The sequence below is a fragment of the Synechococcus sp. H60.2 genome (genome assembly GCF_047462315.1).
Classification (GTDB): domain Bacteria; phylum Cyanobacteriota; class Cyanobacteriia; order Thermostichales; family Thermostichaceae; genus Thermostichus.
Map to the genome: position 1 here is coordinate 21,505 of NZ_JANSIZ010000026.1, position 12,976 is coordinate 34,480.

General features: G+C 61.2%; 11 protein-coding genes. 8 read left to right on the forward strand and 3 right to left on the reverse strand.

Going from position 1 to position 12,976, the window contains the following annotated elements; genetic code table 11:
• Window positions 1-84: 84 nt before the first annotated feature.
• The gene (locus NW845_RS05905; RefSeq protein ID WP_414377446.1) at window positions 85-222 is read right to left on the reverse strand and encodes a hypothetical protein; all 138 of its coding nucleotides are present in this window, start codon (window positions 220-222) and stop codon (window positions 85-87) included.
• 631 nt (window positions 223-853) lie between these two features.
• Between NW845_RS05905 and NW845_RS05910 the strand changes: the two genes are divergently transcribed.
• From NW845_RS05910 to NW845_RS05935, 6 genes are all read left to right on the forward strand, one after another.
• Entirely contained in the window at window positions 854-2,125 is a 1,272-nt protein-coding gene (locus NW845_RS05910; protein WP_414377449.1) for a serine hydrolase, read from the forward strand.
• 88 nt (window positions 2,126-2,213) lie between these two features.
• Window positions 2,214-2,507 carry an RNA-binding S4 domain-containing protein gene (locus NW845_RS05915; RefSeq protein WP_414365264.1) on the forward strand — a complete coding sequence of 98 codons (294 nt, stop codon included), beginning with the start codon at window positions 2,214-2,216 and terminating at the stop codon, window positions 2,505-2,507.
• Window positions 2,508-2,558: 51 nt separating this feature from the next.
• Complete coding sequence (locus NW845_RS05920) at window positions 2,559-3,218, forward strand: DUF2232 domain-containing protein (RefSeq protein ID WP_414377452.1); 660 nt, start codon at window positions 2,559-2,561, stop codon at window positions 3,216-3,218.
• 88 nt (window positions 3,219-3,306) lie between these two features.
• A complete protein-coding gene (locus NW845_RS05925; RefSeq protein ID WP_414365261.1) occupies window positions 3,307-3,867 on the forward strand; it encodes a hypothetical protein in 561 nt (186 codons plus the stop codon).
• Between the two features lie 44 nt (window positions 3,868-3,911).
• Entirely contained in the window at window positions 3,912-5,096 is a 1,185-nt protein-coding gene (locus tag NW845_RS05930) for a pyridoxal phosphate-dependent aminotransferase (protein ID WP_414377455.1), read from the forward strand.
• A gap of 69 nt (window positions 5,097-5,165) precedes the next feature.
• The gene (locus NW845_RS05935; RefSeq protein WP_414365285.1) at window positions 5,166-6,791 is read left to right on the forward strand and encodes a peptide chain release factor 3; all 1,626 of its coding nucleotides are present in this window, start codon (window positions 5,166-5,168) and stop codon (window positions 6,789-6,791) included.
• 138 nt (window positions 6,792-6,929) lie between these two features.
• Here the strand turns inward: NW845_RS05935 and NW845_RS05940 are convergent, their stop codons facing one another.
• Window positions 6,930-7,811: an SDR family NAD(P)-dependent oxidoreductase gene (locus NW845_RS05940; protein ID WP_414377458.1), complete on the reverse strand. Its 882-nt coding sequence runs from the start codon at window positions 7,809-7,811 to the stop codon at window positions 6,930-6,932.
• A gap of 416 nt (window positions 7,812-8,227) precedes the next feature.
• On the opposite strand from NW845_RS05940, the gene NW845_RS05945 reads away from it, so the two are divergent.
• Window positions 8,228-8,719: a hypothetical protein gene (locus tag NW845_RS05945; protein ID WP_414365256.1), complete on the forward strand. Its 492-nt coding sequence runs from the start codon at window positions 8,228-8,230 to the stop codon at window positions 8,717-8,719.
• 47 nt (window positions 8,720-8,766) lie between these two features.
• Here NW845_RS05945 and NW845_RS05950 read toward each other — a convergent pair whose 3' ends face one another.
• On the reverse strand, window positions 8,767-11,310 hold the full coding sequence (locus NW845_RS05950; protein ID WP_414377460.1) for a DNA gyrase/topoisomerase IV subunit A: 2,544 nt from the start codon (window positions 11,308-11,310) through the stop codon (window positions 8,767-8,769).
• Between the two features lie 149 nt (window positions 11,311-11,459).
• Here NW845_RS05950 and NW845_RS05955 point away from each other — a divergent pair, with 149 nt between their 5' ends.
• A complete protein-coding gene (locus NW845_RS05955) occupies window positions 11,460-12,890 on the forward strand; it encodes a phosphoglucomutase/phosphomannomutase family protein (protein WP_414377462.1) in 1,431 nt (476 codons plus the stop codon).
• The last annotated feature ends 86 nt before the right edge of the window (window positions 12,891-12,976 follow it).

The following is a 12,976-nucleotide window of genomic DNA, read 5'->3' on the forward strand; positions in this document are numbered from 1 at the left end:
CCGCCTCGCCCCAGCCTAGCGACTGCTCGCCAGCGACCGCAACCTCGGACTCCGCTCCAGTCCGTCGAGAGGGAACCTGGGATCTCAAGCCGCGTAAGCGAAGTGCAACGCCCACCAGATCAGGGCCGAGACCACCGCCGCCACAATGCCGGCCGAGATCAGAACCACAATTGGGCTATCGGCCCCCTTGAACTTCATGATGCCGCGGTTGTAGTTAGCCATTGTCGCCTCCCACCAGCTTCGGCCTTGGGTTGACACTCCCACCGCCTAAAGGCGGGGGATTCCTACCCTGTTCAAAAACAAACTCATAAAGGTGCTGTCAAGACACTTCTAGACAGTTCCTTAAGGCAAAGCCCCCAGGTTCTGCTTACTTTTCTGTTCTGTTCGCGTCAGCGGGACGGGGTTCTTGCAGGTTGGCTGAGACGTTGGTATCCTCCAGACGCTTGCCACGGTCAGGGTTTTCACCACTTTAGGAGCTCACCTGGGGACGGCACGCCTCGCTAACAACTATACCATTGGTGAGCAACCAAAGTTGCTTCCAGGCTTTGCTGCCCCGCGCTACTCGCGTCAGCGGCGCGGAGCGCTGAGTACGGAGCTACTAAGCTGCCCCTCTGTGTCGCGATGGGGAAACTCTCTTCATCGACCAACCCCGTTATCTCTAGGATAGCCAATTTGGCCTGGATCCAATCCGCCCCCAAAAGAGGGATCCCAGTCGGGCAAGCTGCGGTGCAGGGCCCCCGCTGGTCGCAAAAGTTAGAGCGCAGGAGCCGCCTAGCCAGAGGCTTTGGCAGCCAACTTCCCTGCTGTTGAGTTGAACCGGGCTCACCAACGCAAGTTCGGTAAAATTGTTGCGATGTTGACCATCAAGACCTTCGTTGAGGCAGTCGTTCTCATGGCTAGAGCAGGGGAGGGGAAAGGCAGCAGCTCAGCTCGAGAAAGGTCTCGGGATCTGGGGCGTCATCAGCGCCGCTTCCCTCAGGCTGCCTCCCCTTCTCGCCACTTGCTGCCTGCCCCGGCTGCCGAGGGATCCCTCTCGGCTTCCCGCCCCCAACCGCTGCGCTTCTCTCGCCAAAGGGCCATTGACCGGATGCGCCAACGAGCTGCCCAGCCTCGCCGCTTAAGACGGTCTCCGACCCTGGCAGAGGTGTTGCTCCGGGGCCTGGGCCTAAGCCTGATTTTGGGCCTGACGATGGCTGGCCTGTCGCAACTGCTGCAATCGACCACTCCTGCCCGGCCAGAGCAGGAGGCAATGCAGCTTGGGGATCCCCCCCCCACCTTGCCCACAGACCTGTTCAGAGGACAGGAAATCCCCGCTTTACAGAAGCGCTTGGCTGCTTTGGCCGATCAGCCGGGCCTGACAGTAGGAGCCCTGTTCTGGGAGGTGGAAACCGGCGCCTTTGCTGGGGTGAGGCCGGATCAGGTTTTTCCTGCTGCCAGTGTCATTAAGATCCCGATTCTCCTGGCTTTTTTGCAGGCGGTGGAAACGGGTCAAGTGCGGCTGGACGAGAGGCTGACTCTGAGAGAAGACCTCAGGGGCGGGGGAGCCGGCGTATTGCAGACCCGTCCCCTCGGATCCCAGGTCTCTGCCCTGGAGGCAGCTACCCTCATGAGCACCGTCAGCGACAACTTCGCCGCCAACCTCATCATCGATCGCCTCGGCGGTCGGGAAGCCCTCAACCAAAAGTTTCGCCAGTGGGGGCTGCAACACACGCAGGTTTCTTGGTGGCTGCCGGATCTGGAGGGCACCAACACCAGCAGCCCGCGCGACATGGTCTGGCTGCTCAGCCAAGTGGAGCAGGGGCGAATGCTCAGCCGCCGCAGCCGCGACCGCTTTTTGGACATCCTCTGGCGCACGCAGCGGCCCTCCTATTTTCGCCCCAACTTGGGCCAAGAGGTGCGCATCGCCCACAAGACGGGAACTCTCAGGTCGGTGGTGGGAGATGCCGGCATACTCGATTTGCCCAACGGGCGACGCTACGTGGCAGCAGTGTGGGTAAAGCGGGAAACTCCCAACGATCCCAAAGCCGAAGAGCTAATCGCCAAACTCTCCCAGGCTGCCTATGAGTTTTGGTCTGCCGAAGGCGAGCCGACCGCTGCGGCTGCTGCCGATAGCCCGCAGCCCTAGGGGATCCCTGGGCCAGCCACCCCGGCAGAGCAGCAGCGTCAAGATCAAAAGTTGGATCAGCCGACATCCAAGCCAGAACGGTGAGATTATGGCCGAGACTCTTCCACCTTCCCAAGCTTCTCCAGCAGGGGATCCCCTCATCAAGCTGGATCAATTTCTCAAGCTGACGGGAGTTGTGCCCACTGGCGGACAGGCCAAGCAGCTCATCCAGGCGGGGCAGGTGCGGGTCAACGGCGAGGTGGAAACCCGGCGAGGGCGCAAGTTGCGCCGGGGAGATGTGGTGGCAGTAGCAGGCCAAGTTTGGCAGGTGGGCTGGGAAGGGGCCAGAGCTTGCGCCTGGAACAAAGCCAAAACTGTTCAAGATTCCCCTCGGCCCACTTAGCAAGTGCTGGCCTAAGCTGGGAACAGTGGTCTTTTCCTTGCTGGGCCTCCTGTGCAGGATGATTTTCCCCCCCTACCCCCCTCACCACCCCCTTCTCCTGCCTTGAGGGTGGTGGAAACGGCTTTCTTAGCCAGCACTGCCGCTTTGATCTGGATCTTGAGCTACACGCCGCTGGCGCCGTTTATGCGTCTGTTTTTCCCTATCCCAGTGGCGCTGGCGGTGATGCGCTGGGATCCCCGCACCGGGGCGATGGCGCTGGCGGTCTCTGCTCTGCTGCTGACGGTGCTGATGGGGCCCACGCGCAGCATTCTCTACGTCATTCCCTACGGCCTGCTGGGCTACTGGTGTGCCCGCCTATGGCGGCGGCGCCTTTCCTGGTATGTCTCGGTAACCAGCGGCGCTGCCCTCAGCGCTTTCGGCTTAGTTTTCCAGTTGCTGCTCTCTTCTCTGCTGGTGGGGGAAAACCTTTGGACTTATGTCACCATCCAACTCACCGGCCTGACCAACTGGCTGCTGGATGTGTTTCTGGCTAGGCTGGGCGTGTACTGGGTGGCAGAACCTTGGATGGTTCAGGTGGTGGTGGTCGGGTTTATTGCCTTTAACTCCCTGGTCTACGTCTTCACGGTGCATTTGGTGGCAGCTCTGGTGATGGAGCATTTCCGCTGTCCGCTGCCGCCGCCACCGAAGTGGGTGCAATTTTTGCTGGATTAGCAGCCGCCCATACTTCTGAGATGGCCGCTGTCATGAGATAGACTTGTAGACCCTACGCTTGTGGCCTCCCATCCTGTCACTGAGTCCTATGAATCCACTGCCCCCGCCCGCCCACCCTTACCAGTTCCGCGCGCTGGGCTTGATCAAGGGATCCCTCAAATCGATCCCAGAGACCTACGCCCAGGCGACGCTGGTTGCCACCGATGGCGTAGAGTATCCAGCCACCCCTGGCCGTGCCGAGCTGCTGCGCCCTTTCACCTATTGCATCGAGAGCGGCCACACTTACTGGTACTACGTGCAGCCGCAGCCGCGGTCGGGCGGCACCTTGGGCCTGAGCGTTATCCGCATCCTGGCCTTGCCGGAGGAGGAGCAAGATCCAGATCTAGAGGACGAGCCCTTTCTGCCTGCCCCTGAGGATGCAGAGGAGGGCTTTAACATTCGCGGCATCGTCGAGCCCCACGACGGCTTCATCTGGGTGACGGTGCGGCGCAAGCCCCAAGGGAACAAGCAGTTCCCCCCCCTACAACTGCGTCTGGAAGGGTTCTTGCCGGGGGCCGCCGCCGGGGAGTTTTGGGATCTGTTGGCGGAGCGGGAGGGCCATGAGCTGCTGCTGGTGGATGGCAGCCGCCTCTTGACAGCGGTGGCCTAACTGCCTAAAACTAACCCAACCTGCTATCCCAGGATCCCCAACTGATGGTGTCTGCTGCCGGCTTGTCCCAACGGGTTGCTCGTCTCTCTCCCTCTGCAACGCTGTCGATTTCGGCTCTGGCCAAGGCTATGCGGGCAGAGGGTCTGGATGTCTGTATCCTGAGCGCCGGCGAGCCGGACTTCGACACCCCTGAGCACATTCGGGCTGCCGCCATCCGCGCCCTGGAAGAGGGCAAAACCCGCTACGGCCCCACCGCTGGGATCCCTGCCCTGCGCCAGGCGGTGGCGGACAAGTTGTGGCGAGAAAACGGCTTGGACTACAGCCCCGACCAGATTCTGATTAGCAACGGCGGCAAGCAAGCCCTGTTTAACCTGGCCATGGTACTCCTGGATCCCGGCGACGAGGTGATCCTGCCCGTCCCCTACTGGGTCAGCTATCCCGAGATGGTGGCTCTGGCCGGGGCCAAGGTGGTGCGGGTTCAAACCCAAGAGGCGCAGGGGTTCAAACTCACCGCCGCCCAACTGCGCCAGGCCCTCAGCCCCCGCAGCAAGTTGCTCATCCTCAACTCGCCGGCCAACCCCACCGGCGCCGTCTATCACCGGCACGAGCTGGAGGCCCTGGCAGAGGTGCTCCTCTCTGCTCCTCATCTGTATGTAGTCTGTGACGAGATCTACGAAAAGCTGGTCTACGGCCAAGCCCGCCACATCAGCCTGGGATCCCTTTCCCCGGAGCTGCTGCCGCGCACGATCCTCAGCAGCGGCTTCGCTAAAGCCTATGCCATGACCGGCTGGCGGATTGGCTACTTGGCGGGACCCAAGCCCATCATCGACGCCGCCATCAACCTGCAAAGCCACAGCACCTCCAACGTCTGCACCTTCGCCCAGTACGGCGCCCTGGAAGCTCTGACCAGCCCCCTGTCGGCGGCGGCGGTGGAAAAAATGCGCCAAGAATTTTGGCAGCGGCGGGATCTGATGGTGCAAGGGATCCGCGCTCTGCCGGGGGTGACTTGCCCAGAGCCGGAGGGGGCATTCTACGTGTTTCTCAACATTGGCCAAACCGGCTTAAGTTCGGTGGAGTTCTGCCAACGGCTGCTCAAAGAACAGCAGGTGGCCGCCGTGCCGGGGGTGGCCTTCGGGGCAGATTCCTACATTCGCCTCTCCTATGCCGCCGATCGCACCACCCTGGAAAAAGGGCTGGAACGGCTGCACCACTTTCTCTCCTCCCTCTGAAAGGGAGAGACTCGAGGCCGCCGGCGCGCTGGAAGAGCAGCGGGATTGCATTAGAGGAGCCTCTCGATGATGAAAGAAGTAGACCTAGCCAAAGCCATCCAGCAGCGGCGCACTTTTGCCATTATTTCCCACCCCGATGCCGGGAAGACCACCCTTACGGAAAAGCTGTTGTTGTACGGGGGAGCCATTCAGGAGGCTGGGGCCGTGAAGGCCCGCCGCGCCCAAAAGCGGGTTACCTCCGACTGGATGGAGCTGGAAAGGCAGCGGGGCATTTCCATTACCTCGACCGTGTTGCAGTTTGACTACCGCAATATTCGCCTCAACTTGCTCGATACTCCCGGCCACCAAGACTTCAGCGAAGATACCTACCGCACCCTGGCGGCGGCTGATAACGCTGTGATGCTGGAAGATGCCGGCAAAGGGCTAGAACCCCAGACCCGCAAGCTGTTTGAAGTCTGTCAACTGCGGAAGCTGCCGATCTTCACCTTCATCAACAAGATGGATCGCCCCAGCCGGGATCCCTTGGAGCTAATGGACGAAATTGAGACTGAGCTCGGCCTCAAGCCCTATCCTGTAACCTGGCCGATTGGCTCAGGGGAGCGCTTTACAGCTTTGTTTGACCGACGCACGCAGGAGTTTCATTTCTTTGAGCGGGTCTCGCGGGGACGGCTGCGGGCCAAAGAAATGGTCATCAAGCTGGGGGATCCGCAAATTGAAGACTTGATTGAAAAAGATCTCTATTACCAATTCAAAGAAGAGCTGGAGCTGTTGGATGGCCTCATGCCCAGCTTGGATCTCAAGCAGGTTCATGCTGGCAAGCAAACGCCGGTCTTTTTCGGCAGCGCCATGACCAATTTTGGGGTGGAGCTGTTTCTCAATGCGTTTCTGGAGTATTCTCTACCGCCAATGCCCCACGAGAGCACGGCAGGGCTGATCCCACCCGAACATCCTGAGTTTACCGGCTTTGTCTTTAAGCTGCAGGCCAATATGGATCCCCGCCACCGGGATCGCCTTGCTTTTGTGCGCATCTGCTCCGGTAAGTTCGAGAAGGACATGGTGGTCAACCATGCCCGCCTCAACCGCCCCATCCGCCTCTCCTATCCCCAAAAATTGTTTGCTCAAGAGCGCATCTCCATCGATGAAGCCTATCCTGGCGATGTCATCGGCCTCAACAACCCTGGCATCTTCAGGATTGGGGATACCCTCTACACCGGCCCGAAGTTGCGCTACGCCGGGATCCCCAGCTTTTCGCCGGAGCTGTTTGCCTATTTAAAAAATCCCAACCCCTCCAAGTTTAAACAGTTCCAGAAAGGGGTATCAGAGCTGCAGGAAGAGGGAGCGGTGCAGATGATGTACTCCCTCGACGAGTCCAAACGGGATCCGATTGTGGCCGCAGTGGGCCAGTTGCAGTTTGAGGTGCTGCAGTACCGCCTGGAACATGAGTACAACGTCGAAACCCGGCTGGAGATGCTGCCCTACACGCTGGCCCGCTGGGTAGAGAATGGCTGGGAAGTTCTGGGGAACATCCCCAGCCTGTTTAACACCCTTATCGTCAAAGACATTCAAGATAGGCCCGTTCTTCTCTTTAAAAACGAGTGGACCTTGCAGCAATTTATCAGCAGCAATCCCAAAATCAAGCTAAGCAAAATCGCCCCCCTTGAGGATCTCAGTCCAGAGTCCAATGGCAGCCCGTAGAGGCATTGTGAACGCCTCCCGCCACTCATCTTGTTGAGTAAACACAATTCACCAATACAGTACCAATACAGTGCGGAGCTTCCCGCCGATTGAGCTCAAGAGGGATCCCTGCTGCAGCTTGTGTCCACCAACCGGTGACTAGGCCGATTTGGATTTGGGGGATCCCAGGGCATCCAGGCCGTAGACGCGCCGCCACATTTGATCGGCCAGAGTGGCGGGCAGCAGCCGCATCAGCCCCAGCGCCAGCTTGCCGCCCGTAAAAGCGGTGTAGCGGTCGGAAGGGTGGGGATCCGTCATGGCTCTCAGGATCGGCTCCACCACCTTCTCCACCGGCCAGGCCATGTTGTTGAACGAGCTGGCCAGATCGGCAGTTTTGTCCAAGATCGCCTTGTAGGGGCCATTTGGGTTGACAACGGCGGCAAAGGTCTCTTCAGCCACGCGGCCAAACTCGGTGGTCACCGGCCCCGGCTCGATCAAGACAACCTTGATGCCAAAGGGGGCCACCTCCACCCGCAGGGCATCGCTGAGGGCCTCCACGGCAAACTTGGTGGCGTTGTAGACGCCGCTGAAGGGCATCGAGATCTGGCCGGCCACCGAGCTGAGGTTGAGGATGCGGCCACTGCCCCGCTCCCGCATCTGGGGCAAGAGGGCGCGGGTGAGGGCGTGCAGGCCAAACACGTTAACTTCAAACTGGCGCCGCATCGCCGCCACATCCACCTCTTCCACCGGCCCCATCTGGCCATAGCCGGCGTTGTTCACCAGGATATCCACCCGGCCAAAGTGATCCAGAGCCTTTTGGGCCAGCGCCTCCACCTGGGCCGTGTCGGCCATGTCGGTGGGCACCACCAGCGCTTCTGTCCCCTGCTTCTCCACCAAGTCCTTGACGTTTTGTAGCAGCCTCTCTCGGCGGGCCGCCAGCACCAAGCGGGCCCCGCGTTTGGCCGCTTCCAGGGCAACGGCCTCTCCAATGCCGGCAGAGGCTCCGGTGATCAGCACCACTTGATTGGCGAGTGAAGGCATGGCTTTCTTCCCTGCAAACTTTTTCCATCCTAGAAGGATTTCCGGGATCTACGGAGAGAGGCGGCCTCGCTCGTTGGGCTGCGGTGTTGGATATTGGCAGGGCGCTGGGCCGCTGTTTCTGACTCAAGGGGTGCTCTGACAGAGGGATGGATCCCTGCGGCCCAGAAGCTGCTCAGATGGTTTTTTGCGCCCAGATTGCCAAGGGGGGCTGGGAAAAGCGATATGATTGAGGCACCACTCGCTGGGACAAACTCCCACGCTGGAGTGTACGCTTAAGCCGATGCTCGATGTCCTTGCCGCAGATACGAGGTGCAGTGACCGTAAGGTATTTCCGCAGGCGGGCTAGCCGAAGCCGATCTTCCTTGCCGGAGGAGCGCTGGGCTCTCGCCGAGGCTTGCTTGGATCGATTGCTCAGAGTGGCGGAAGCCAACCTAAGGGCCAATTCCGAGCTGCGCCAACAGCAGCAGGAGCAGCAGCGACAACTGGAGGCCGAGCGCCGCCACAGCGAAGCTCTGCGTGATGCCACCGCCGATTTGCGCACCAGCGTAATGGAGTTGCGAGAGGGGCAAGCCCTTTGGCAAAACCAGGTGGACGAGCTGCGTACCTGTTTGCGGGAGTTGCTTAGGGAACAGAGCGAGCTGGTGCGGATCATCGCCCAGCAGCAGCACATCCTGAAGGACTGTAAGGAAGTCATCCGCGCCATTCTGGAGCAAATGCGGGATGACCACCGCGACTTCCGCTCCGCCATCGGCATTTTGCTGGAGGAACTGCACCAAACTGTGCGCTGTTTGGTTCTCAAGTCAGGTGGCACTCTTCCCAAGCCTGTCCGCCATCCTGAAGCGCCAGAGGCGGATCCCGGCTCCCAGCCGACCGATTCTGCTTCGCTAGGGGATGGCTCTCTGTCCTAGCAGCCCAGGCTTCTGCCTTCCCCGAACGCTGCACGTGGCCTGCAGAGCTATCCAATCTCGCCCTCCGGCTGCGGCCAAAACAGGCGCAACTCCCTAACCTGCTCCCCCTTGACCAACAGGGAGCCGCCGCCGGACCGGCCTTGCAGGGGAATTTCCTCAGGAGAGAAGGAGTGTACCCGTTCGGACTCCGTGATCACATCGACTTGCAGATGGGGGTGCGCCGCCAGATTGGGGGGGAAACCCACCAAGCCCACCAAGCCATCCCCTTTGTCGGAAAAGCGAAAGGCCGTGACGCCCACCTTGCCCCGCTCCCCAGTTGGGATCTCGCCCAGAGGCAGCCGCTTCAGATAGCCCGACCGACTGGCCAAAATCAGGATCCCCCTGGGGGGCAGCAGCGCCATCCCCACCAGCTTCTCGGCACGTCCCAGGCGCAGGGCCGGTGTGCCCACAGCCCCTCGACCCATGAGTGGGATCTGCTCTGCCGGCAGGTGCAGTACCCGCCCGCCGGAGGTGGCGAGGACAACGCTACCGTCCTGCAGGCCGGGATCCCAAAGGGCCGCCCAGCCCAGCTCGTCCCCTTCTTTGAGTTTCAGGACGGTGGATCCCCGTTGGCTAAGGCCCATCAGCTCCGCCAGGGCCACCCGCTTGATCCGCCCCTGCCGGCTGAGCACCACCAGGCTGGCCTCGCCGGGAGAGTGCTCCGCACCGCTGACGCGAACGGGATCCAGCGGGAAGGTGGCAACGATGGGTTCGGGACTGGGGAGAAGGGTGACCAGAGGTACCCCCCGCGAGGAGCCGGTGCTGAGGGGGATCCCTTCGCTGGGCACGGTGAAAGCTTTGCCGCTGGCGGTGAGCACCAAGATTTCCTGCTCTGGGGTCACGCATTCCAGGCCGACCAGAACATCTTCTCCCAATTCCCGTTGCGCCGGATTGCTGCGGGAGCGAGGCCCAGGCAGAGGCAGGCGGCGCACGTAGCCTTTGCGGGTAAGTTGCAGCAGGAAGCGGGTGTCTTCGCCGGCTTTGCCACTGGGGATCTGGGCCTGTTCTGCCTCCAGCTCGGCTTCCGAAAGGATCTGGGTACGGCGCCGGTCGGCAAAAGTTTTCTTCAAGTGGCGCAGCTCTTTTTTCAGGTAATTCAAGAGCTTGCGGCGATCTTCCAGCAGCCCCTGCAGCTCGGCGATGCGGGCCTGCAGCTCGGCCTGCTCCTGGTGCAGGCGCTCCCGCTCCAAGGTTGTCAGGCGGCGCAGGGGCATGGCCAAGATTGTCTCCGCCTGTTGGGGGGTGCAGCCCAGGCGAGTTTGCAGTTGGGCTTTGGCCGTGGCGCTATCGGGGGCTTGCCGCAGCAGGTCGATCACCCCCTCCAGATCGGCCAGGGCCAGCACCATCCCTGCCACCTCTTCCGCTTTGCGCTGTACCCGCTGCAGTTCGGCGCGAAACATCCGGTTGAGAGTGGCCTCGCGGAATTGCAAAAAGTGCTGCAAAATCTGCTTCAAGCTGAGCTGCTGGGGTTTTCCCTCCACCAGGGCCAACAGGATTACCCCAAAGGTGCTCTGCAGGGGGGTGAGCTTGTACAACTGCTGCAGAACTGCCTGCGGGTTGGCCTCCCGCTTCAGCTCCACCACCACGCGAATGCCGCTGCGATCCGACTCATCCCGCAAGTCGGCAATGCCGCTGAGGCGGTCTTGGGCAACCAACTCCGCCACTTTCTCGAGCCAGGCAGCTTTGTTCACCTGGTAGGGAAACTCGGTGATAACCAGGGCGGGCCGGCGGTGGCGTCCTCTGCCCGGCTGGATCTCCTCAAAGCGGACCACTCCCCGCAGGGTGATGGAGCCGCGCCCGCTGAGGTAGGCTTCGCGGATCCCTTGGCTATCAACGATTTGGCCGCCGGTGGGAAAGTCCGGCCCTGGGATCCAGCGCAACAGCTCTTCAGGGCTGAGATCGGGATGGTCGATCAAAGCCAGCAGGCCGTCCACGACTTCTCCCAGGTTGTGGGGCGGGATGTTGGTGGCCATGCCCACGGCAATGCCGGCAGAGCCGTTGAGGAGCAGGATGGGCAGGCGGGCCGGTAGAACGGTGGGCTCCGCCTGGGATCCGTCGAAATTGGGCATAAAGTCCACAATTTCTTCGGAGATCCCCTGCAGAAGGGCTGTGTGGCTCAGCTCCGCCAGCCGACACTCGGTGTAGCGCATGGCCGCCGGCGGATCGTCGTCCACCGAGCCGAAGTTGCCGTGCCCCGCCACCAGGGGGTAGCGGCTGGAAAAGTCTTGCGCCATGCGCACTAGCGCGTCATAGACCGCCTGATCCCCGTGGGGGTGATATTTCCCCAGCACGTCCCCCACCACCCGCGCACACTTGCGGTAGGGGCGATCCGGCGTCAGGCCCAGCTCGTGCATGGCGTAGAGGATGCGGCGATGCACCGGCTTGAGGCCATCCCGCACATCCGGCAAGGCCCGCCCCACGATCACGCTCATGGCGTATTCCAGGTAGGAGCGTTGCATCTCCCCCTGCAAATCGGTAACGATCACCCGCCCTGAACGGGATCCCCCATCCGATCCAAATCCCAGTCCGTCGAGAGTGAGTTGCTGAGTCATGGCTCATTAGGAGCGGAACGCTTTCCAGGTTACTGTAGCTGTTTCCGCAGCTTTTGCGAGCTCACCCAGCCGCTGCCGTTTTTGAAATGGGGGGGTGTGGTGGCGGCTCCGCCGTGCTAAGTGTAGTCGGGGTGGATTTGGGTGTAACCATGGTTGAGAACTCTATTCGCTTTGGCACCGACGGCTGGCGAGCTGTGATTGCCGATGGCTTTACCTTTCAGAACTTGGGCATTGCCGCCCAGGCCAGCGCCCAGGTGTTGGCCCGCACCTATCCCGGCGCCGGGATCCTGATTGGCTACGACAACCGCTTTCTCTCAGAAAAATTTGCTGCCCACGCTGCCGAGGTGGTGGCCCGCTTGGGGATCCCGGTTTATCTCTCTGCCTGTGTGGCCCCGACACCGGCCTTTAGCTGGGCAGCCAAAGAGCGCGGCTGCCATGGCGCCTTGGTGATCACCGCCAGCCACAACCCGCCCCACTATTCCGGCCTCAAGGTCAAGGGGGGGTTTGGCGGCTCTGTGCCCCCGGAGGTCACTGCTGCCATCGAGCAGGAGCTGCACAACCTGCAACCTCTCGGATCCAACCCAGCCCCCATCGAAATCTGGGATCCCTGGCCCGGCTATCTGGCTCAGCTCAGTCGCTTTGTGGATCTGGAAAAGCTCAAAGGATCCCCGGCCAAGATCTGGGTGGATGTCATGTTTGGCTCTGGGGCTGGGGGCCTCAGGCGCCTCTTGGGAGAGAAGGTGATTGAATTGCAGGCGCGTCGGGATCCCCTATTTGGCGGCTTCTCACCGGAGCCGCTGCCGCAAAACCTACAGACCTCTGCCCAGATCATCGCGGCGGATCCCGCCCCGTTAAAAGTGGGTCTGGTCTTTGATGGCGACGCCGACCGCATTGCCGCCCTCGACGGGCAAGGCCGCTTTCTCAGCCCGCAGATCCTCATTCCCATCCTGATCGACCACTTGGCGGGGCGACGCGGCCTGCGGGGCGAAATCGTCAAAACCATCAGTGGCTCGGAGCTATTCGTGAAGGTGGCCGAGCGCTATGGCTTGCCGGTTACGGAAATGCCCGTGGGCTTTAAATACATTGCCGAGCGCATGATGACCACCCAGGTGTTGCTGGGGGGAGAAGAATCGGGTGGCATCGGCTATCTGGGCCACATCCCCGAACGGGATGCTCTTCTCTCTGCTCTGTACTTGATCGAGGCCGTCACCGAAACCGGGCAAGATCTGGGCGACCTTTACCGAGCTTTGCAGGAACGAGAGGGGTTCATCTCCGTCTACCAGCGCCGCGACCTGCACCTAGGGGATCAAAACCAACAAACCCAGCTATTCCAACGGCTACGGATGGATCCCCCCCTTGAGATCCTGGGGCAGAAGGTCATCAAGCATTTTGACAAAGACGGCCACAAGTTTACCCTTGCCGACGGCAGTTGGGTCATGATCCGCGGCAGCGGCACCGAGCCCCTGCTGCGGCTGTACTCAGAAGCCAGAACCTTGGAAGAAGTGAACCGTCTTCTCGATTGGGCAGATGGGCTGGTCAACGTAAGGCGCGGGATTCCCCACCCGGGTGGGGAGGGATAGCGCCTCCTAACTGATTCTGGATATATCGCTTCACAATTTCTAGAGGTGCACCGCCCCATGAGACAATGCACTTAGAATCATGCCAA

Coding starts and splice junctions, on each gene's coding strand:
- NW845_RS05905 (WP_414377446.1), bottom strand. CDS start 222: ATGGCTAACTACAACCGCGGCATCATGAAGTTCAAGGGGGCCGATAGC.
- NW845_RS05910 (WP_414377449.1), top strand. CDS start 854: ATGTTGACCATCAAGACCTTCGTTGAGGCAGTCGTTCTCATGGCTAGA.
- NW845_RS05915 (WP_414365264.1), top strand. CDS start 2,214: ATGGCCGAGACTCTTCCACCTTCCCAAGCTTCTCCAGCAGGGGATCCC.
- NW845_RS05925 (WP_414365261.1), top strand. CDS start 3,307: ATGAATCCACTGCCCCCGCCCGCCCACCCTTACCAGTTCCGCGCGCTG.
- NW845_RS05930 (WP_414377455.1), top strand. CDS start 3,912: ATGGTGTCTGCTGCCGGCTTGTCCCAACGGGTTGCTCGTCTCTCTCCC.
- NW845_RS05935 (WP_414365285.1), top strand. CDS start 5,166: ATGAAAGAAGTAGACCTAGCCAAAGCCATCCAGCAGCGGCGCACTTTT.
- NW845_RS05940 (WP_414377458.1), bottom strand. CDS start 7,811: ATGCCTTCACTCGCCAATCAAGTGGTGCTGATCACCGGAGCCTCTGCC.
- NW845_RS05950 (WP_414377460.1), bottom strand. CDS start 11,310: ATGACTCAGCAACTCACTCTCGACGGACTGGGATTTGGATCGGATGGG.
- NW845_RS05955 (WP_414377462.1), top strand. CDS start 11,460: ATGGTTGAGAACTCTATTCGCTTTGGCACCGACGGCTGGCGAGCTGTG.